Origin of the sequence: Paraflavitalea pollutisoli (genome assembly GCF_029360705.1) — a bacterium.
In the GTDB taxonomy this organism is placed as follows: Bacteria; Bacteroidota; Bacteroidia; order Chitinophagales; family Chitinophagaceae; genus Paraflavitalea; species Paraflavitalea pollutisoli.
This window is the reverse complement of sequence record NZ_JARKMX010000008.1, coordinates 2,936,335-2,958,105: the sequence shown is the minus strand read 5'-3', so window position 1 is coordinate 2,958,105 and position 21,771 is coordinate 2,936,335. Positions and strand designations below refer to the sequence as shown.

Genomic DNA, 21,771 nt, shown 5'->3' with positions numbered 1-21,771 from the left:
TTAGTTTATTACCCTGTTGACATGTGCCAAATAGACGATACTATAGCTGGCCAAACAGATAAGTGTCTTTAAGCCTGGCCGGGTAAAAATCTCCTGCTTCTCCTGAAGGTCTTTCCAGCCGAAATTTCCCAATAGCCAGAAGAGGGCAGATACCAGAATGTCCATATAGTCGAACCGGCCATTGGTAATATGGGCTAGCTGCAATAACTCCAGGGAGATACAAAGTATCAATGGGAAAAATGCAACCTCGAATCGCCAGTTGTTCAGACTGATGTAATAGGGCTTTGAAGTGAGCGTGATGCAAAATATCCAAAGCCCTTCGGGTAGGGAATATATGATGAGGTTGTTCAATGGCAGCGCCTCGGTGATAGCTGCCTTTATATGGCTGTATAGGTTGGGTGAGGTGAGCCGGATGAATATTTCGTTGACGACGGTATCGCTTGTTCTGTAGAACAAGTAGATAAACAAACTTACAAGCAACGATATAGCCACTATGGTATACTTCTTTATCAATTCTTTTGGTAGGTTAATATTTTGAAATAGGAGGCCGGGCCTAGTTTGATCTCTTTTACCAGTGTTACCTGTTTAACCGCAGCAATTTCTTCGATATGGAAAAGGGATTTAAAGTGAAGTGTCCTGGCGACAGCTGCACCAGCCCGATCGATGTACTTTAGCCAGTTGTCTGGCGTGAAATGGTTAAGGATGAATATTTGTCCGTGCGGTTTTAAAACCCGGAGAGCCTCTTTCATGAGTTGTTCAGGATTGTCAACTACCGCAATAACGTGTGATAAAACGACATAGTCAAATTTTTGATCCTCAAATTGGAGCGATTCGCCGTTCATGTTAAGGAGCGTGATTCTTTCGTGGGAGTTTTTGCGGGCAACGGTCAGCATTGCCTCCGAGGTGTCGATACCAGTTACCCGGTGTTTTTGATATCCTGTTAAATGAGAACCGTTTCCCACACCTATCTCCAGCAGGTTGCCGGCGGGCATCGCGTTGACCTCGTTCAGTAAAACCTTTTTCTGCGGTTGGAGGAACACGTCAACCAGTGGATACAGGAAAGAGAACCTATTGTAAAAAAGATCGGTTTGTTTACTCATCCAAAATATATTGACTACGTTGGTAATGGCTTCGGTAAGTCGAAGGTATTAAACATTAAAAGAACGTCTTCCAGCAATGATATCGATTTTTATGGCCATTGGCAAAGTGACTGCCAGGCAAAAAAATCAGTTTTGGCGTAGTTTGTCAGTTATATGATGCCAAAACCGGGGTAAACGGAGCTTATTGGAGATTTGTGCGCTGCATTTGCCCATGGCATTGAGGTTAATTAGAGTGATTCAGGAAACAATCAGACTGATCGTGCCATTGGAGTTTACCAGGAAGCTTCTAAATCTACCAATAACCTTGGCGATCACGTTGCATTCGTATCTGCACCGTACGCGGGAAGATTTTAAAGAACTAATAAAAATGCCCGGCAGGATCCGAATCGTGAAAGGCGCTTTTGCCACAGCGGTTGGATTGAGTATGCCCAGGGGAAGAGAATTGGATGAGGTATATTTAAGCTATGTGAATGAATTGCTGCAAGCCGGTCATAAGTGCTCGATAGCGACGCATCACTACGAAATTCAGCAGGAGGCCAAGAAACTGGTGGACTTGTACAAGCCTTCACAGGCAGATTATGAGTTTGAAAGTCTTTACGGTATCCAGGAAGAGAACCTTTGGGCACTCAAAGCAGAAGGCTATATGACCAAGTTGTATTTTGTTTATGGTACGGAGTGGTACCTGTACCTCTGCAACCGGCTGGCGGAGTATCCGTTGAATTTGTTCCGGGCGCTGACGGATGTAGTAGGGGAGTGATTTACTAGTTATTGGTCACATAAATAAACAAGAGCCGTCTCGGTGGAGGCGGCCCTTGTCTGTTAGATAGATTTAAGCTTCTTCTTTGCTGGTGAGTTTGGGGAGAATGTAGTAGTCTGCGAGAATGAGAAATGCAATGAATAAGTTGTATAAGCCAAAGTTGAGCCAATATAGCAATTTGTCATTCATGCAATAGCAGAAGATGGCATGGGCGGCTATGACCAAATTATACCATCCTGTTAGTTGATAGATGAAAGCTTGTTGAATATTCCTAAAGCCCAAGCGTGCACAAAAAATGACTATGCCAAAGTATAGCAAAATAACTCGAAAATAGAACAGTTCTAATGTAACAAATGTTCTTTCAGCTGGATATGTTTCAATATTGAGGGTGAATGCTATTACCACAAGGCAGAAAGCGGCTGTATAAATGAGTGAGTAAAGACTACGTTGCCCTTCTTTCATATGGACGATTTTTTTTAGGTATAGTATAGTGTTTCATCCGTACGAGAAAAACGGCCCATCTGGAAAGATGGACCGTTGCGGGTATGGATACGAGATTCGATTATTCACGATTTATTAGCTTACCATATTCATCATCGAGCATTTCCAGCCAGGTTCCCTGATTTTCTATCGGAATGCCATAGAACTTGCGTTGCCGACCAATATAAATATAGTGACCTGCTCCGCAGGCTAAGACTTTTACCATCTTGCCCTTTTCATCTTCGTAACTTAATAGGTAGGCCGTCATCACGTAAACTATACTGTCTGTTTTGATAGGTCCTAGGCTTTTGAGTTCACGTTTAAAGTCAGAGGATAGAAGGCGTGAGGCAATAAATGGAAGACTGTCTTCATGAGTACTAAGCGCATCCCCGTCAACTGGAGTATGAATTCGCCAGTTTTTCAACGAATCGAGTTTTTGTGCATTAACTCGATTTGGCATGAAGCTTAAAAGTATTCCAAAGGCAAGGAGAATAAGCTTGTATTTCATATTATAGATTTATTGACAAAACCCTTTGTTAGGGTGCGGGGCTATTGAGTTACTCGGCTTCATGGTTGTGGTAGGTGTCATTCCCCTTATATCTTCTCCGAGATATCCAGGGTTATATCCTTGGCCGCCTGGCCATGTTCCAACCGTAGTATAGACGTTTATGCCAGCATAAGCTAAAGCGTTTAGGGCAAAATTCGTACAATTATAGTTGTTGATGTTGTACTGAGAAAATTCGTTTTGGGTAATATAATCCATAACAGTCATGAACTGATCCCCGGTCATCGTAATGTTTAGTCTTATATTGAATTTTTTGTACTGGTCATTATTCAAAACGCCGGGAGATATTGGCGACCTTGGCGTTGAAAGACTTTTCGGGTAGAAGCCAACATTTCGGACGATTGCGCCGTTTGGACCAGTTTGACTCAAAATTAGAAATGTGTGTCCTACATTAACTACACGCAAATCATCTACACTAGGTACTACGAAGGTCCAAGTTTCTCGCGTACCGGGTATAGGTTGGGCGACAGCTATAGAAACTTGGTACTGATTGGTATTTCCTGGTAGATTGCTAAAACAATTCAGATAGGCTTTGGCATTTGGAATTGGATGAGTTCCGGATAATACGACTACAGCCGACGACGCCCCAAACGTAGGTTTACCCACACCTCCTCCTCCAGGATTGAGCGGATCTACTACCTTATCATATTGTATTGGTTGACTGACATATGGATCCGGTACAAAGTAACAACCTATGAGTTCCGTATAATAATATCCCTCCGGATCATCCTCCGAATAGTTATGCCCGTAAAAGTATACGCATTCCATTCTCGTATTGGATGTCTGGTCTTTTTCGGGTGTTGATACAAGCAATTCGCCCGATGGCAGCTTTTGGTAGACTACCCGTTTCGGGCCATTCCAGTCTTCGACGACAACGAGTCCGGAATAGGCCTCACCTTTTTCTATGTAATCGTCGTCGGGCAGGTAGGTGATCTTAGCCGCCTGAAGCCCTTTCTCCTTTGTCTTATAAATGTACAGTTTCGTAATGCTGTCCAGCGGGAAATAGTACTTCGATGACCTGCTAAAGACATATGACCCCACCTTATGCCTGACGGGAACAATGATGGCCGTTCCGCTCTCAGATTGCCGGGTTTCCGCCAACGTCCAGTCTGGCGATAACAACTGTGATGATCTTGAATTGGATAATGCTGAAGGAACAGGCTCTCCATATTCCTGTTCAAAGTATTGCCGTGCTTCTGAAGTGGTAAATAGCTCCCGGGCATCTGGTTGTCTAAGTTCCTTCTTACAACCCTGGAAAACGAAACTGAATGCGAGCAACAAGGCTACGCCAGCCAAACGAAGATTTCTCATTTGTTCTTGATGTTAGTAATGGTTTATTAAGCTTTGTAATGATTCTTCGGTTAGGCGAATCATAGGGGCTCAGCGCTGTATGGTCCATGGACGGAATTAACCTACGTAGACTGTAAAAGGTTAGATTTACGATTGTGGGAATAAGTCATTGTTTTTTAAGGAAATAGCGCGCGAAAATAGCTCGCGGGAATAACAATTTGCGCAAATGGACACTAAATTGGATAAGTGCGCATATCCGCTCCTTGAGTGCCGATCGTTGTGCAGGAATGACAGACGTTGTGCTTTATCCACCCACCCACCAGGTTGCTCCATCTCACATAATCTATGGACGTGCAGTCAGTATAACTATTAATGGCTGTGCTTCTGTCCGCTGCGTTGTATCGAATCCGTACACTGGACTCGGCTCGCAGAAAGGGAAATCCGTTGATTCATAACTGCTTATTCGACTGGCACCGGCTTTGCCTTTTTATGGGTATGCTAAGAAACTATCTGAAAGTAGCCTTTCGGAATATTTTCCGAACCAAGACATTCTCCTTCATCAATATCGCAGGCCTGATGATGGGTATTGCCAGTGCCATGCTGATTTGCCTGTGGATCTACCATGAGGTAGGGTACGACCAGTTTCACAAAAACAAGGACCGCCTGTACCAGGCCTATAACCGCGGTATGAGTGACAACTCCCTGCAATGCTGGTCATCCGTTCCGCAACCTGTGTCAGCTGCCCTGAAAGACGATTACTCCAGCATCGAAAATACCTGCCGGGTGGATATGCGCTGGTTTGTCACCGCAGTCGACGATAAAAAGATGTCGACCAAGGCCCTCGTGACCGACCCTTCTTTTTTATCTATGTTCTCCTTCCCCTTGCTGCAAGGGAATGTCTCCGACGCCTTGAAAGACGTGTATTCCATCGTAATCACGGAAACCTTTGCCCGAAAGATGTTTGGTAACACAAATGTGGTGGGTAAGAATATTCGTATCGACAAGGATATATTTCAGGTGAGTGGTGTTTTACAGGATATCCCCACCAACAGCCTGTTTAGTTTTGAATACATCCTTCCCTGGGCCTACTATCAAAAAATAGGCACGGATGAATTTAACTGGTTCAATAACTCGGTGTGGGTCTTTGTACTGGCGCGCCCCGGTACCACTGAAGCCGCGATCAATGCGCAGGTCAAAAACGTTACCCGCCGGCACACCGACAACAAAGCTGAAGGGGATATCTTCCTGCATCCGTTAGACAAATGGCGCTTGTACACCGAGTTTGAAAATGGACAGGTTTCGGGTGGCCGCATTACCATGGTCACCATGTTTGGCGTCATTGCCGGATTCCTGCTGCTCATTGCCTGCATCAACTTTATGAACCTGAGTACTGCGCGGAGTGAAAAACGTGCCAAGGAAGTAGGTATCCGAAAAGTAACAGGAGCATTACGAACGTCCCTTATTATGCAGTTTCTGCTGGAATCTGTATTGCTGGCCACCTTCGCCGGATTGCTGGCGATCATCCTGGTGCTGACGGTATTGCCTGGTTTCAATCTGTTGATGGGGAAGGAGTTTGTGCTGCCCTACACGAGAATCGATTTTTGGCTGGCCTTTGCCGGCTTCATCCTGATGACAGGTATTTTGGCGGGCAGTTATCCCGCTTTCTTTTTATCATCCTTTAACCCGATCGGTGCGCTGAAAGGCCATTTCAAGAAGACCGGTACCCTGGTTACTCCCCGGAAGGTGTTGGTTGTTTTCCAATTCGGTATTGCCATCGTACTGATCATTTCCACCATTATCGTTACCCAGCAGATCCGTTTTGCACAACAACGAAATGCCGGTTATGCAGGCAACTCGTTGGGGTATCATTGGATCACTCCCGAACTCAGCAAGAATTACGAGTTGTTGAAGCGTGATCTGCTGGCATCGGGTCAGGTGGGCTCCATTACCCGAACAGCCTCTCAACTTACGTCTGAATTCAGTTCCACCACCGCCATTCAATGGAACGGTAAAGACCCCCAGGATAATACCGAGGTTCAACGCGGTGCCCAGGACGAAGGGCTGATCCAGACTGCCGGCTTAACGCTGGTGGAAGGCCGCGACCTGGATCTTGTCCAGTATCCCACCGATTCAACAGGCATACTGATCAATGAATCGGCTGCCAAACATATGGGCTTTGCCAACCCGATCGGCCAGTTGATCCGCGAGGGAGATATGGAATACCATGTGGTCGGTATTTTCAAAGACTATATTTTCGATTCTCCCTACGAAAGAACCACCCCATTGGTGATCTTTGGACCGAAGGGCATGCGCTTCAATATCATTCACATGCGCCTGCAACCCACCAATAATGTGGCAGAGCAGGTCGCGGCAATTGGTAAGATCTTCAAGCAATACGCACCTTCTTACCCCTTCGAATATCATTTTGTAGACCAGGACTATGCCCTGAAATTCGTCGACATGGAGTTGACCAGTCGGCTGACGGGCATTTTTGCCGGCCTTACCATCCTCATTTCCTGCCTCGGGCTTTTCGGCCTCGCCAGTTATATGGCCGAAACCCGCATCAAGGAGATTGGCATCCGCAAAGTGCTTGGCGCTTCCGGCTTCAGTATTACCACGCTCCTTTCCAAAGATTTTATCGTGCTCATCGGCATCGCCCTATTGATCGGATGTCCCATCGCCTGGTATGCCATGCATAGGTGGTTAAATGGATACAGTTACCGCATTTCTATCGAGTGGTGGGTGTTTGCCATCACGGCGTTCTTTGCCCTCCTGATCACCATCGGTACGGTAAGCTTTCATGCGATCAAGGCCATCCTGGCCAACCCTGTCAGGAGTTTGCGCACTGAATAAATGTTCAGCATATATAAACAACAATGGGAAACCATCGCCTGATGATTTCCCGTTGTTGTTATTGTTCAGCTTGTGCTACTTCAGTTCGGATATCCATTGGTCGGTCGTTCCCCAGCTTTTGTTGGGTTGTGCGCCGGCTACGATCACCAGGGTGCCTCCTTTGGCGATCTCTGCGTGTGTAAGCCAGTTGCGCATCAGCGGTTTTCCATTGAGTGTAACTGATTGGATATATCGGTTGGTGCGGCTGTTGTTCTTTGTCTGGATGGTGAACGGCTTGTTGTTGCTTCCCAATGTGACCTGGTCAAACAGTGGTACGTTGAGGTAATACACCGGCCAGCCCACACAGGCAGGCATGAGCCCACTGGCGGCAAATACATACCAGGCCGACATAGCGCCCGAATCGTCATCCATAGTACGTACGTAAGTATCTGGTTTGTTCTGGTAGATTACACCCACAAACGGATCGATACCGCGGCTATTGTCGTTGAAGTAGTACTGCACGACTGTGTCGGCTGCGTACTTACGTACCAGATCCTGCGATCTCCAGGGTTCACTGGTGAAGTTGTACATGATGGGCGCCTGGATATCCGTTTCATTGGCGTGATTGTAGTAGTCCTTGTTGAAAAACTCGTTCAGTTGTTGCAGGTAGGCTTCTTCACCACCGGCCTGGGCCACAAGTCCCTTCAAGTCGAAGGGGACCAGCCAGCGGTATTGCCAGATCGTACCCTGGTACATGCCACGCGCGCCTACCCGGTCGATATCGTTTTTGGTCAGGTCCTTGAAGTCCTTATCCCAGTATTGTTTCCATTGTGCTGCTTTGGCTTTGTAGCGTTCACTGCCGGTAAGGTCACCGGTAATGGCGAGTATCTGTGACAAGGCCCAGGTATCATAGCTGCTCTCGAGCGCTTTATCAGGCGTCTTCCAGTCCAGTTTATCTACTTCGGCAGTCAATGAATCCAGGATGGATTTGAAGTCTACGGTAAAGCCTTTGCGATGGGCGTCGAGCAGTACTACGATGGCGTGTTCGGTACGCACGGTGTTGGAGGGCTCTTTTTGTGTCGCATAGTCCTTTTTTCCAAACTTATACAGGCCGACGAGGGAGTTGATGATCGATTGGTAGCGATCATGGTCCATCAGCGCCAGTAAAGGAAGTTGGGTTCGGTAATTGTCCCAGATGGCCCAGCCATTGTACATAGGCGTACTGCTTTGCTGCAGGCTGCCATCAGTACCCCGGTAGCTGCCATCTTTCTCTGAAATCAGAAAAGGCGACTGCATGGTGCGGTACAGGAAGGAATATAAGATCTTTTCCTCTTCGGGATTTCCCTTTACAGTGATCTTATTTAATTCGCGGCTCCAGTCTGCCTTGCTTTTTTGAACATAGCTGATGCTGGTGCCCTCCAGTATATTGCCTTTGGCGTGCGCGATATCCACCGATGAAAAAGCGATCCTCAATTGCGCGGCATTCAACTTGTTGACAAGGGCAACGGCCAGTTTGTGGTCTCCGGCAGCAGTGATCTCCGCGGGTTGATCGAACACCATGTAGTAGTACACACGATAAGTACCGGCATTGCAGGTGGTACGGGCGTCGATCCATCCGCTGATGCTGTTGTTGCCAATCGTATGCTCCTCGGCCACAAAACGGTTGGCGAGGGTATGGCTCAGATCGATGGTAAATCCTTTCGGTTTCGCGGCAGGGAACGCGTAGTTTTCGATCCCGCCATTGCCATTCACTACAAAGGAAGCGCTGATGCCATTGGTAAAGGAAGCCCCATAGTAACCAGGAAAAGCTTTTTCCGTGGTCTTGGTGAGCACAGATGACTCGGGCGTGCCAGTAAAAGGAGTGATCAGGATATTGCCACCACTGCCCTGGCAACCCACGCCTTCTACCCGGTTATGTGTGAAACCCAGGAAGGTCCTGGCCTTGTTTTCATAGCCCATGTGCAGGTGCGGGTAAGTTTGCGGCGCGATACTCATCAGCCCAAAAGGGTAGGAGGCTGCCGGTGACAGCTGCCCATGATCTCCCGAAGAGCCGACTAATACGTTGACCTTATCGGCCGTGGTTTGGGCAAAGGCGGTTTGTGCGGCCACCACCATGGACAGCAGTAATGTATGTTTCAAGCGAAATAAGTACATGTTCAGGTATAGTTTTTGACGCGCAAAGGTCATCGGACGAGCCGATTGGGAGCATCATGAAGCATTATGTTTGTGTTATGCCCAGTTGGCCGTCTATTATTGCGATTGTTATTTGGCGGTCAGTGCCTGGCCTTCGAAGGCGATGCCTGCCCAGCCATGTTGCATAAACTGGCGGATATTCTGGTGGTCGGTGCCATCGGGTGTGTTCAATACGGCTTGATGATGTTCTGCAAACAGCAGGAGGGTATCAGCTTGTGTGAGCTTGTTGAGTTGGGCAAAGGAAAAGACCTTGGCACTGCCCTGGTTTTGGCTTGCTTCGTTGTAGGCTGCCCCATTCTTGAAGGCAGTGGGTTGGTGCTGGTAGCGGGCTTCGATGTATTCAATTACTTCCTTAAAGGAGACCGTATTGGTTTTCAGCTTGTCGAGCAGGGTAGTGAGTGTTTGTTCCATGGCCGCAAATGTAAATTTTTATCGACAAATACGCCGGATGGTCCGGGAACGGGTTTTGCACGTGTACATTGAAAAAGCAGCTATGAATGATAATACCGTTCGTGATGTAGCAAGAGTCCTGCTGGGAGCGGGATTGATATTTGCCGGGATCAGTCACCTGACCGTTGCCCGGCGTGCGTTCCAGGCACAGGTGCCCGATTGGGTGCCGCTGAAAAAGGATGATACAGTGGTGTATTCCGGCGTGGCGGAAATAGCCCTCGGCACTGCACTGGCAGTTAGCCCCCCCCAAACACCGGAACCTCGTCGGTAATATCGCGGCGGCTTTCTTTGTGGCAGTATTTCCGGGTAATATCGCCCAGTTCCGTAACCGCAGAAATGCGTTTGGGCTGGATACGGACGCCAAAAGGGGTATTCGCCTGCTGTTTCAACCTGCGTTGGTGTATTGGGCACTGAAGAGTACCCGACGGTCAACAAAGGGTATTCAGTCTTTAAAATAGCCTGTTGCCTGCTTTAGTTGGCTGATCCGTCGAACCCACAAACGGATCAATAGCAGCAGTTGCCCGGCGCACACTACGATGGCGCCTACCAGTAACCAGGTTTTGACTGGCGTAAGTTGTATGATGGTAGTAAAGAATACCAGGAGGCAGGTGGCGGTGACTGCACGGCTGGCGATGGAGCCAATGGCGTAGTTGCGCCATTTTGTTATGGCGGCGGTCAGCGATTGTTGCAGGTTGTTACCTCTGACCTGTTGCCTGGAAAACCGGTAGCCAATGATATTGTGCAGTATCGCTACCAGTAAAGCGGCCACTAGCAGTATGTTGGCAAACAACGGTTTTTCGTGACCATCGAATATGTTGTAATAAACGGCCAGCAAGCCGGTAAATGCCAGGGTTTCTATGATCAGCTGCTTCCTGATTGCCTGCTGCACGGGATGATTGTTTGCTATCATCATCTTCCTGATGTTTTCCTGGTTGGTGGGTGGGGGGGGCGTTCCTTGCCAGGCGGCCTTAAGGTCTTTGTCTTCCATCATGGTTTATTTAATAGTTGCTGAATTTTGGTTTTGATCCGTTTTAGTTTCACACCTACGTAGTTCTCTGAGATGCCGGTAATGGCCGCCATCTCTGCGTAGCTAATATCCTCGAGGTATAAAGTGATCAATGCCTTTTCTGCGTCGCTCAATTGCCGCAGGGCCCGCATCAATTGTTCCTGCTGCTCGTGTCCGTCTGCCACCGGCTCTTTCCGGTCGGGCAACTCTGCCGGGTACACCAATTGCGGCTTTTTCTTACGCAGGCTGCTGATGGCCGTCGTAAGGGCCACCCGGTACATCCAGGTACTGAATTTAGCCTCGCCCCGGAAACTTCCGATCGACCGCCATAGCTGCAAAACAATCTCCTGGAAAAGATCTTCCCGGTCTTCGCGGGAATCGCGGTACAGGCGGCTGATCTTGTGAATAATAGCCTGGTGCTCATCAATAAGGGCTACAAATTGGGCATCCGTCATGTCTTTGTTTTATTCGCTGTGCAGGTGTTTTTTATATTGCTTCCTGACACATTCTATTGGATGCGGGAAAATAGAAAAACTTACAGTGGAGGCGCATTATTTTTAGTACTGTGCTAATAGACTGGCTACCAGGGGGTGGTTATTGTGCTTCCAGCTCTTTCAATCGGTTTCTGGCTTCTTCATAGCCAGGATAAATGGCCAGCGCTTTTTTGTAGTAGCGGATGGCATCTTCTTTACGATTCAGTTTTCCATAGATGTTCCCCATGGTGACCATCACCAGGTCTTTGTCGGGAAAAGCTACCGCATTGTTCTCTGCCATGATCCTGGCTTCGTCGTAGCGTTTGAGTGTGAGTAACTGTTCTGCCAGAAAATTCATGGATATCCATTCTACGTAATAGTTGGCGGTATCAGGGCTTAACTTCTGATAGGCATCTACGGCGGCGAGTGCGCCTTTTGTTCCGATCAATGTTTCCATCACCTTGTGTACCGGATGTTTGACCTTCACTGGTTTGTTGTAGAGGGTAGCGACCAGGTTGCGGGTAATGCCAAAGAAATCGGTGGGCGAACTGTTACATAAGATCACTACCATGCTGTTGGTGGAAGGAATGCGCAGCAGGAAAGAGATAAACCCATCTGTCATACCCAGGTGGAAGTTGGCGGCCACACTGTCGGTAGCAGTATATTTAAACTGCTTGTTAAACCAACCGAATCCATAGTCGGCTGGTTTCATGCCCGGTGTGAACATGAGCCTGGTCAGTGAATCGTTGATGAGTTGATGATTGGAAAGCGCCAGGTGGAATTTAAACAGGTCTTCTACGGTCGAATAGATATCTCCTGTGCCCATGGTGTTGGATTGGTCTCTGAAGTCGGCACTAGTATATCCGCCGGGGATATAGTCGTAACCGGTAGCCCGGTTGGGGACAATCTGTGTATGGAAATAGGACCCGGAGTTTTTCATGCCGAGTTGGTCATACAGGTCTTCCTGTATCAGTTGTGCATATGATCTACCACTGACTTTTTCCAGTATATGCCCCAGGGTAAAATAGCCCCAGCTGCTGTAGTTGTATTTAGTGCCGGGCGTGAAGGCCAATGCTAAATCGGCATATATTTTCAGGTAGTCTTCCCGTTCGAAATACTGGCGGCTGATGCGTGGGAAGAAGTCTTTAACGATATCATAATTGGGTATTCCTGAGGTATGACTGAGTAATTGACGGATGGTTACCACGCCAGCCGGTTTGCCGGCAAAGTAGGGCAGGTAATCGGCGACTGTCTTGTCCAGTTCAAGCAAGCCCTTCTGTACCTGTATGAGGGTAAGGGCGGCGGTCAAGGGTTTGGACACCGAGCCGATCATGAATTTAGTCTGGGTACTGTTGGGAATGTTCCATTCGCGGTTAGCCAGCCCGAAGGCTCCCTGATAGACGATCTTACCATGTTCGGCTACCAATACTGCACCGTCAAACAAATTGTAGTCGTGGTAGGTGCGCATGATGGTCGCCAGCTTTTGTTGTTTGCTTTGGCCGGCTGCCGTCAATACTCCAAAGAACATCACCAGGGCGAGTAGCAGTTTGGGTTGCATATCGGCTGTGTTTTGGTATGTTCAAATATACCACTATAAGCGGCTGCAGCAATAACCTTATGCGGCACCTGATGCTGTCGGTCGTGCGTCTTGCCATTTGTCTCCATTGTTCTTCATTTTAAGTCAATCAACCGGTTGCGTGTTGGTCGTAGGGATTTTTGCTTTATGTTTGGCGGATGAGTCAAGTCCCCCCTGCTGCCAGCCTGCTTCGTACCAGGCAGCATTTTGAGATCCTGGATGGATTGCGCGGTATTGCCGCCATCGCTGTGGTCGTGTTCCATTTCATGGAGATCGCTATTCCCAATGTCGAGGAAAGTCTCGTTACGCATACCTACCTCGCGGTAGATTTTTTCTTTTGCCTGTCTGGTTTCGTTATTGCCTATGCTTACGATGGCCGGCTTCCACAGATCGGCGTTGGTACCTTTTTGAAATTAAGGCTGATCCGCCTGCACCCGCTGGTGATCATCGGTACGGTGCTCGGGCTACTTGTCTTCATATTGGATCCATTCAGCCAATTGTGGCTGAAATATGCGGATAAACTGTTGCTCATGTTCTTGGCGGGTTGCCTGATGATTCCCTATCCCCTGGTACAGGAGCGATTCTTCAACCTGTTTCACCTCAACGCGCCGGTCTGGTCACTTTTTTGGGAGTATATCGCCAATATCGTTTACGCGGTTGTGCTGGTACGTATGGCCAAAAAATGGCTGTGGGTATTGGCCCTGATCAGTGCGGTCGCCCTCTTTTATGAGGCCCAGCGCTCGGGTCATCTCAGTATCGGATGGGGTGGTGACAATATTCGCGGTGGTGGATTCCGGGTGGCCTGGTCCTTTCTGGCCGGTATGCTGGTATACCGGATGAACTGGATCATTCGCAACAAGATGGGCTTTGGTATGATGGCCGTTCTGCTGGCTATTGTTTTCTTCATTCCTTTCACCAAAGAAACCGCCCCTTGGGTAGATCCCGTGTTATCCGTCTTCTATTTACCCCTCCTGGTGGCCCTGGGTGCTGGTGCTTCCCTGAGCGACAAGACGGTGGCGATCTGCCGTTTCTCGGGTAATATTTCCTATCCGCTTTATATGGTCCATTATCCCTTCATCTGGGTATATTTCAGTTACCTGGAACAGGCCAAGCCCAGTCAGTCGACCATGTTCCTGATCGCAGGTATTGGCACCCTGTTGCTCATCGGATTGGCTTACCTGGTGTTGAAGTATGTCGACGCCCCTATCCGGCGTTACCTGACACAGCGGATGGTGGCGAAGACATCCAGGCCGGCAGGTGTTACCGGATAACACCTCCACCCGGTAATGCAACTGTCAGCTGCTGCGCATGCTGCAGTGCATCCATAAAGCGCCCGTACTCCCTGGCGCTTTCTGCTATCCTTTTCGGTATAGTCGGGCTTGATATTTGCAACTACCTGGTTCTGTGCGATCGGTTTGTGTGTGTTTAGGTGTATCAAAACATATCACCATGCTTACCCGTCTCCTGCTGGCTGTGCTGCTGCTGTTTTCGAATGGTCTTTTGTCAGGTCAAACTGTTGCAGCTAAACAACCGGCCACCGCTGCGCAAACGATCGCTACTTCTTTCGATGTCATACAGCGGGTGATGAGCGGAAAGATGCCTGCTGTCACGATTGTTACCATCCCTACGCACCAGGGGCTCGACACTTTCTCCGTTACTGCCAGACAGGACAGGTTAACCATTGCAGGCAGCAGTGTATCGGCCATCTGCTATGGCTTTCATCAATACCTGAAGCAATATTGCAACCTGATGTATACCTGGAGTAGCGGGCGCCTCACGGCACCGTCCTCCTGGCCGAATTGCAATGGTCTTCGTGGTGGATCGCCCTATCCCTACCGGTATTACCTGAATGTGGTCACCTTTGGATATACTACCCCCTATTGGGATTGGAAACGTTGGGAGCAGGAGCTGGACTGGATGGCTTTACATGGGGTCAACATGCCCCTGGCCACGGTTGGCAGTGAAGCGATTGCAGCGCATGTATGGCGCAAACTGGGATTGAACCAGGCTGCGCTGGATGATTTCTATACCGGCCCTGCACACCTGCCCTGGCATCGGATGGGTAACCTAAATAAATGGGATGGCCCCCTACCTGCCGGATGGCAGGAAAGCCAATTGGCCTTGCAACACAAGATCATGGACCGGATGCATGCCATGGGGTTTGCACCCATCACACCTGCCTTTGCGGGATTTGTACCGGCTGCCTTTGCCGGGCTCCATCCTGAATTGCATTTGCAACCGCTAAAATGGGGTGGGTTTCCGCCGGAATACAATGGGTATGTATTGACGCCCGGCACGGAGTGGTTTGACAAGATCGGCAAACTGTTTATTGAAGAATGGGAGCGTGAGTTTGGTAAGAATAAATTTTACCTCGCCGATTGCTTCAATGAAATGGATGTGCCTGTCGATAGTACCAATCCCCAGAAGAAATACGACTATCTCGCCAATTACGGCAAGTCTGTTTACCAGTCGATCACTGCTGCGAACCCCGGAGCAGTATGGGTTACGCAGGGTTGGACGTTTGGGTACCAGCATAAATTCTGGGACAAGCCTACTCTTCAATCATTACTATCGAAGGTGCCGGATAGCGGCATGATGATCCTCGATCTCGGCAATGATTACCCTCCGTATGTATGGCATATCGATCCGGTATGGCGAACCCATGAAGGCTTTTATGGTAAACAATGGGTATACAGTTATGTGCCGAATTTTGGCGGCAAGACGCCGTATACGGGTGTGGTACCTTTCTACGCCAACTCCGTCATAGAGGCATTACAATCACCCTATTCGAAGCGTATGGTAGGCTTTGGCTCCGCTCCCGAAGGAATAGAAAATAATGAACTGATCTATGAATTGATCGGCGATATGGGGTGGCGCCGGGAGGCGATCGATCCTGTCAGTTGGGGTAAGGCCTATTGCACTACGCGGTATGGTAGCTGTCCACCCGGGTTGTGGAAGGCTTATGAAGGCCTATTTGCCTCCTGTTATAATTCTTTTGGATCTTATCCGCGCTTTGTATGGCAAACGGTACAGTATGATACACGCCGTAAAGGGAGTATCAATAACGATCCCGCTTTCTTTAAGGCGGTGGAGGATTATCTATCCGTAGCCAGCGAACTACGTGGTAATCGTTTTTATCAATATGATGCGCTGGAGCTGGCTTCCTTCTATGTGGGGCTGAAAGCCGATGCGTTGTATCAACAGGCGTTGCGGGCCGATTCTGTCGGAAATACAACGTTGAAAGAACAACTGGGGCGGAAAGCGGTGCTGTTGTTAAAGCAGGCAGATTCTCTGCTGGAATCGCATCCCCTGCACCGCCTGCAGTCATGGGTCAACTATGCGCGCCTGCACAGTAAGTCGGTGAAGCAACAGGATTATTATGAAAACAATGCGCGGCGGTTGATTACTACCTGGGGAGGTGTACAGGACGATTATGCAGCCAGGATCTGGAGTGGATTGATCAGGGACTATTATGTGCCGCGGGTTGAGCAAACATTATTCAATAAGGACTTTGACCGGAAACGTTGGGAAGAAGAATGGGTGAAGTCTACTGGTGTCAGTAAGATCAGACCGTATGCTGATCCATTGCAGCGGGCTATTCAACTTGTGACTACTTACGCAGATTAATTTATTGTAAACAACGACCTGTGATAAAGGCGCAACTCAACGTTGCGCCTTTATTTATTTGCAGGTTTTTGCATGTGATGTTGTTTCCTGGCAGGCTTGAATAATCGTTTCATGCACGATCTCTCTAACTGCGTTTTTACGCAAACGTTTGAGTGCTGAACTGCATTTTTTCTTTCAGTATATTAAGTATGGAGATCACTGTTATCAAATTATTACCCCAACGTTGGCGATAGCTTAGCATTGTAATATTGCGCCCGGAAATTGCCTTGCCGTAGATCAATTACAGATCGAATCAATCCATCACTTAATACTTATTACATGACCAGAACATTTACCCGGCTTCTGACACTCTTGTGTTTGTTGGGCGGCTTATTGCTCAACGAAAGTATGCAGGCTCAACAAGCTGCTGCGGCGAGGGGCGTGGTGCGCGATGAGAAAAATGATCCTGTTGCCGGTGCCTCGGTAACAGTAGAAGACAAGAACGCCAATTTTACCGCTACAGCGCAAACTGATGCGGAAGGTATCTTCTCATTTGCAACACTGACGCCCGGTGGCGCTTACACCTTTATTGTTACGCACCTTGGCTTTGAGCCGAAGACACTGAAAGGTTATCGTTACGAAGGTGGTCAAACCATTTCATTATCGGTACAGTTGACCAGCACCAGTTCACAGCTGAGCGATGTGGTGGTAGTTGGTTATGGCACACAAAAGAAAGCCAATTTGACTGGTGCCGTTGCACAAGTAGATGCACGGGCTATCAAGGATCGACCTGTTGCCAATGCCTCACAGGCTTTGCAGGGTAAGGTGCCCGGATTGAATATTACGTTCAGCGACGGTCACCCGGGATCGGGTGGAAATTTGAATGTGCGCGGTTTTGCCACCGTAACCGGTGGTACCGGTTCTCCACTCGTACTGGTGGATGGTGTGCCTGGTAATATCAATATGATAAATCCCCGGGATATCGAGAATATTTCCGTGTTGAAAGATGCATCTGCTGCCGCTATTTATGGTGCCCGTGCGGCCTTTGGTGTGATCCTGGTAACTACAAAGACTGCCAAGAAAGGAAAAACGACTATTAATTACAGCAATAATTTCAGCTGGCAAACACCCACGGTCAGTACGGATTTCATGACGGATGGCTATGATGTAGCCAAGATGATGGACGAGGCGTTTCTGCGCAGCACTGGTAATACCTACACGCGCTATACTGATAAGGACTACGAGGAGTTGAAGAAAAGACAGACCGACAAGTCTTTGCCTTCCGTGGTAGTAGACAACCGTGCCGGAAAGGATATGTATATCTATTATGGCAACACGGATTGGTGGAGCACCATGTTTCGTGATGTGACGCCTGCCATGCAGCATACGCTGAGCGTATCAGGTAGCAGCGATAAAATGGATTACTACCTGTCGGGCCGCTTCCAAAAGCAAAAAGGAATGATGCAGGTCAACCAGGATGAGTACAATGCGTACAACTTCCGGGGTAAAATCAATGCCAAGGTGACCCCCTGGCTGACCCTTTATACCAATACCCAGTTGAGCATCGATAAGTACAGCTATCCAGGTTGGGGCTACAACAGCAATTTCGTGTCAATTACAGTACACGCTTTGCCTTCTTATGTACCCATCAATCCAGATGGTTCGGCCACGTATCGTACAGAGCTCAACAACTACACTATTGGTGACGGCATCTTCGCCGATCTGCTGTACGGTAAATCGAAAGGGGAGAACCGCAACTACAATGCCTCCAATACCGTGGGTGGTATCTTTAAAGTTGCCAAAGGGTTTGATATCACAGCCAACTATACCTACGAGTTGAACCCGGTGACGCCCAATGTGAATACGCATGAGATCTCCAGAAGAACCAAAGCGCCCTGGTCTATTTTCCCTGGCGTGATCAGCTATGTGGGTAATGACCGTTTTTATGAGATCCTGCGCCTCGATCAACAGCATGTGATCAACGCTTATGGTACGTATGAAAAAAGCATCCAACGTCATTCGTTCAAGGCGATGGCGGGTTACAACCAGGAAATGCGTACCTATAAAACACTTCGCGGCGAACGCTCAGACCTGTTGTCTGAAGACCTGAATGAGCTGGACCTGGGTACCGGTACCAACCTGGCAACGGGCAACTCGAGCGAATATGCCCTGATGGGTTTCTTTGGTCGTTTGAACTATGACTTCGACGGTAAATATCTGTTGGAGCTGAATGGTCGCTACGACGGTACTTCCCGCTTCCCCAAAGGTCGCCGGTTTGGTTTCTTCCCGTCCGTGTCTGCAGGATGGCGTATCAGCAACGAAGCATTCTTCGAGCCTGCCAAGGATGTGGTATCCGACCTGAAACTGAGAGGCTCTTATGGTACCTTGGGTAACCAGTTGACGAGCAGCAACTACCCCGCTACGGAAGTAATGGGAGCTGGCCAAAGCAGCTGGCTGATCGATGGCAACCGCGCGCAGGTATTGACGAATCCTACACCATTGAGCGCCGATATCACCTGGGAGAAAACCAATTCACTTAACCTCGGCCTGGATATTGGTTTGCTGCGCAACCGGCTCGTTGGTTCATTCGATATTTACCAACGCAAAACCGTGGGTATGCTCACACCCGGTCCAACTTTACCGGCTGTCTTTGGAGCGTCCTCCCCGGCACTTAATACCGGCGACTTGTTGACGAAGGGTTTTGAACTGTCGTTGACCTGGCAGCAATCGAACCGGGTGGCTGGTAAAGACCTGAACTGGAGCTTCGGTGGTGTGTTGTCTGACTATACTGCCGAGATCAAGAGTTTTAACAATCCCACAAACCGTTTGAGCGATCATTATACAGGTAAGAAAATGGGTGAGATCTGGGGGTATATCACCGATGGTTATTTTCAGACTGACGCAGAAGCAGCCAAATGGCCACAGGATAAAGTCAGCCAAAGCCTGGTGTATCGTCAGATCAGGGGTTCTGCCGGTGAATGGAACCGTCTTCGTGCCGGTGATATGAAGTTCAAGGACCTGAATGGAGACTCTATTATCAATAATGGCCTCAATACGCTGGATAATCCAGGTGATATGCGGGTGATCGGTAACTCTTTACCAAGATATTCCTTTGGTATTACCGGTAGCGCTGCCTGGAATGGCTTTGATCTGTCATTCTTCTTCCAGGGTATTGGCAAGCAGAACTGGTATCCCGGCAATAACGCCGATAAGTTCTGGGGACCTTATTCCCGCTCGTATTATTCCTTTACGCCGACCGATTTTCCGGGTAAGATCTGGAGTCCTGAGAATCCCAATGCTTACTTCCCCTTGTTGAGAAGTTATGAGGCGTTGAATGACGGTGGTACCATGCGTCAACCTACTGATAAGTATATGCAGGACCTGGCGTATATCCGCCTGAAGAACCTGAGTATTGGTTATACACTGCCTTCTTCCATCATGAAAAAGCTAGGCCTCAGCAATTGCCGTTTCTATGTAACAGGTGAAAACCTGTTCACACTTACGAAGTTCGATACGAAATACATCGATCCTGAACAAGCTAGTGCTGAAGTGAACGGACGGGTATATCCTTTCATGAAATCGTACGCTTTTGGCCTGGACCTTTCTTTCTAAGTTCTTTAAATCGTCAATTATGAACAAGCAATTCTTATCTATAACATTGTCCTTCCTGCTGCTGGTCATTGCGTCCAGTTGCAAGAAGGATTTTCTGGACCGGCAACCTTTGTCTCAAATTTCTCCTACGACGGCTTTCCGCTCGGAAACCGAGTTGAGCCTGTACGTGCGCTCTTTTTATGACAGGATGCTTCCCAATGCCGATAACGATGATCGCGGTTTTAGCCTGTACAATGAGGGCATCGACAATATCGTGAAAAACTCCCTCCCTGTAGAGCTTACAGGTAACCGCACCATTCCGGTGAGCGGCGGCGGCTGGAGCTGGGGCGAACTGCGCAACGTGAATTATTTTATTCAGAATCATACACGTGGCGGCCTCGACCCTGCTATCACCCGTAAATACCTGGCAGTGGCAAGATTTTTCCGCGCCTATTTCTATTTCAATATGGTGGCACGTTTCGGTGATGTGCCCTGGTATGGCAAGGTCATCAATCCTGATGACAGCGTAAGTTTGCAGAAGCCCCGTGATCCACGTACACTGGTGATGGATTCTGTGTTGGCTGATCTCGATTTTGCCATCGCCAATGCAGACACGAAGAAGAAGACGGCGGAAGTGACCAAGTGGACAGCACTCGCTCTAAAATCGCGTGTGTGCCTGTTTGAAGGCACCTGGAGAAAGTATCATACGGAGTTCAGCTTGCCTGATGCAGACCGTTTCCTGAACGAATGTGTGAAAGCTTCTGAAGAACTGATCGCCAATGGGGGGTATTTGCTGTACAAGGGTTCGACGCAGCCTTACCGTGACCTGTTCGCTTCTTATGCGGTAAACGATGGTGAAGTATTGCTGGCACGTCAGTATAGCAGCAGCCTGCAGATCTTCCACAATGTGAATTATTATACCATTACTTCGTCTTATGGTAAGCCAGGTTTGGAAAAGAAACTGGTGAACAGTTACCTGATGGCCGACGGTAGCCGTTTTACCGATATCGAACGGTATGATACATTACCGTTTGCCAAGGAAAGTGTAAACCGTGATGCCCGCCTGGCGCAAACCATCCGTACGCCTGGGTATATGCGGATCGGCAGCACCGTTAAACGTTTCCCTGATTTCGGTGCCACCATGACCGGCTATCACCTGACCAAATACGTGACCGGTGAAGTGGATGACAGTTTTACCAAGTCTTATAATCCCCTGATCATCCTTCGCCTTGCAGAGATACTGCTCAACCTGGCAGAAGCCAAAGCGGAACTTGGTACCTTGCTGCAAAGTGATATTGACAAAACCATCAAGCTGACCCGTGAGCGTGTGGGCATGCCTAACTTGAATATGGCTACGGCAAATGCCAATCCCGATGCTTACCTGGCTGCGCAGTATAAAAATGTGTCTGGCGCCAATAAAGGTGTTATCCTCGAGATACGCCGTGAAAGAAGGATCGAGATGGTGATGGAGAACCTGCGCTGGAATGACCTGATGCGTTGGAAGGAAGGTCACCTGATTGCACAGCCCTTCAAAGGGATGTATTTTCCCGGTCCTGGTAAATACGACCTGGATGCAGATGGTAAATTCGATATCTGGATCTATACCGGTACCAAGCCGACTGAGCCTGGTTATGCTTACCTGAAACTGGGCAGCGAGATCGAACTGGAGAATGGTGAACAAGGTGGTAATGTGGTGATCAATAAGAACATCACCAAGAAGTTTGACGAAAACAAGGATTACCTGTATCCCGTGCCTTCCGGCGAAATTCAATTGAATCCTGCTTTGAAGCAGAATCTGAACTGGAAATAATCCTGTCCCTGGCGTTATATTTAAATGAGGGAGCCGTTCATC

The 21,771-nt window shown here is 48.5% G+C and carries 17 protein-coding genes; 7 read left to right on the top strand and 10 right to left on the bottom strand.

Annotation, left to right across the window (positions count from 1 at the left end):
- Complete coding sequence (locus P2W70_RS25325) at positions 1-456, bottom strand: hypothetical protein (RefSeq protein ID WP_276484343.1); 456 nt, start codon at positions 454-456, stop codon at positions 1-3.
- A 53-nt stretch (positions 457-509) separates the two neighbouring features.
- Positions 510-1,100 (bottom strand): class I SAM-dependent methyltransferase, encoded by a 591-nt coding sequence (locus P2W70_RS25320; RefSeq protein WP_276484342.1) that lies wholly within the window; start codon positions 1,098-1,100, stop codon positions 510-512.
- Positions 1,101-1,404: 304 nt separating this feature from the next.
- Here P2W70_RS25320 and P2W70_RS25315 point away from each other — a divergent pair, with 304 nt between their 5' ends.
- The gene (locus P2W70_RS25315; RefSeq protein ID WP_276484341.1) at positions 1,405-1,857 is read left to right on the top strand and encodes a proline dehydrogenase family protein; all 453 of its coding nucleotides are present in this window, start codon (positions 1,405-1,407) and stop codon (positions 1,855-1,857) included.
- Between the two features lie 72 nt (positions 1,858-1,929).
- On the opposite strand, the gene P2W70_RS25310 is transcribed toward P2W70_RS25315, so the two are convergent.
- From P2W70_RS25310 to P2W70_RS25300, 3 genes are all read right to left on the bottom strand, one after another.
- Positions 1,930-2,319, bottom strand: a complete 390-nt coding sequence (locus P2W70_RS25310; RefSeq protein ID WP_276484340.1) for a hypothetical protein — start codon at positions 2,317-2,319, stop codon at positions 1,930-1,932.
- Between the two features lie 100 nt (positions 2,320-2,419).
- Entirely contained in the window at positions 2,420-2,845 is a 426-nt protein-coding gene (locus tag P2W70_RS25305) for a hypothetical protein (RefSeq protein WP_276484338.1), read from the bottom strand.
- 9 nt (positions 2,846-2,854) lie between these two features.
- Positions 2,855-4,213, bottom strand: coding sequence for a hypothetical protein (locus P2W70_RS25300; protein ID WP_276484337.1), 1,359 nt, complete (start codon positions 4,211-4,213; stop codon positions 2,855-2,857).
- A 474-nt stretch (positions 4,214-4,687) separates the two neighbouring features.
- On the opposite strand from P2W70_RS25300, the gene P2W70_RS25295 reads away from it, so the two are divergent.
- Positions 4,688-7,045 carry an ABC transporter permease gene (locus P2W70_RS25295; protein ID WP_276484336.1) on the top strand — a complete coding sequence of 786 codons (2,358 nt, stop codon included), beginning with the start codon at positions 4,688-4,690 and terminating at the stop codon, positions 7,043-7,045.
- A gap of 75 nt (positions 7,046-7,120) precedes the next feature.
- On the opposite strand, the gene P2W70_RS25290 is transcribed toward P2W70_RS25295, so the two are convergent.
- Both P2W70_RS25290 and P2W70_RS25285 read right to left on the bottom strand, forming a co-directional pair.
- Positions 7,121-9,163, bottom strand: a complete 2,043-nt coding sequence (locus P2W70_RS25290) for a glycoside hydrolase domain-containing protein (protein ID WP_276484335.1) — start codon at positions 9,161-9,163, stop codon at positions 7,121-7,123.
- A gap of 123 nt (positions 9,164-9,286) precedes the next feature.
- Positions 9,287-9,628: a HopJ type III effector protein gene (locus tag P2W70_RS25285; RefSeq protein WP_276484334.1), complete on the bottom strand. Its 342-nt coding sequence runs from the start codon at positions 9,626-9,628 to the stop codon at positions 9,287-9,289.
- 82 nt (positions 9,629-9,710) lie between these two features.
- Between P2W70_RS25285 and P2W70_RS25280 the strand changes: the two genes are divergently transcribed.
- Positions 9,711-9,938, top strand: coding sequence for a DoxX family protein (locus P2W70_RS25280; protein ID WP_276484333.1), 228 nt, complete (start codon positions 9,711-9,713; stop codon positions 9,936-9,938).
- A 171-nt stretch (positions 9,939-10,109) separates the two neighbouring features.
- On the opposite strand, the gene P2W70_RS25275 is transcribed toward P2W70_RS25280, so the two are convergent.
- The 3 genes from P2W70_RS25275 to P2W70_RS25265 form a co-directional block, all read right to left on the bottom strand.
- Complete coding sequence (locus tag P2W70_RS25275; RefSeq protein ID WP_276484332.1) at positions 10,110-10,658, bottom strand: hypothetical protein; 549 nt, start codon at positions 10,656-10,658, stop codon at positions 10,110-10,112.
- A complete protein-coding gene (locus P2W70_RS25270; protein WP_276484331.1) occupies positions 10,655-11,128 on the bottom strand; it encodes an RNA polymerase sigma factor in 474 nt (157 codons plus the stop codon). The genes P2W70_RS25275 and P2W70_RS25270 overlap by 4 nt, the downstream gene beginning before the upstream one ends.
- 139 nt (positions 11,129-11,267) lie before the next feature.
- Positions 11,268-12,704, bottom strand: a complete 1,437-nt coding sequence (locus P2W70_RS25265) for a beta-lactamase family protein (protein ID WP_276484330.1) — start codon at positions 12,702-12,704, stop codon at positions 11,268-11,270.
- A 176-nt stretch (positions 12,705-12,880) separates the two neighbouring features.
- On the opposite strand from P2W70_RS25265, the gene P2W70_RS25260 reads away from it, so the two are divergent.
- From P2W70_RS25260 to P2W70_RS25245, 4 genes are all read left to right on the top strand, one after another.
- Positions 12,881-13,993, top strand: coding sequence for an acyltransferase family protein (locus P2W70_RS25260; RefSeq protein ID WP_276484329.1), 1,113 nt, complete (start codon positions 12,881-12,883; stop codon positions 13,991-13,993).
- Positions 13,994-14,171: 178 nt separating this feature from the next.
- Positions 14,172-16,349 carry an alpha-N-acetylglucosaminidase gene (locus P2W70_RS25255; RefSeq protein WP_276484328.1) on the top strand — a complete coding sequence of 726 codons (2,178 nt, stop codon included), beginning with the start codon at positions 14,172-14,174 and terminating at the stop codon, positions 16,347-16,349.
- A gap of 318 nt (positions 16,350-16,667) precedes the next feature.
- A complete protein-coding gene (locus P2W70_RS25250; RefSeq protein ID WP_276484327.1) occupies positions 16,668-19,940 on the top strand; it encodes a SusC/RagA family TonB-linked outer membrane protein in 3,273 nt (1,090 codons plus the stop codon).
- A gap of 19 nt (positions 19,941-19,959) precedes the next feature.
- Positions 19,960-21,729, top strand: coding sequence for a RagB/SusD family nutrient uptake outer membrane protein (locus P2W70_RS25245; protein WP_276484326.1), 1,770 nt, complete (start codon positions 19,960-19,962; stop codon positions 21,727-21,729).
- Positions 21,730-21,771 lie beyond the last annotated feature (42 nt).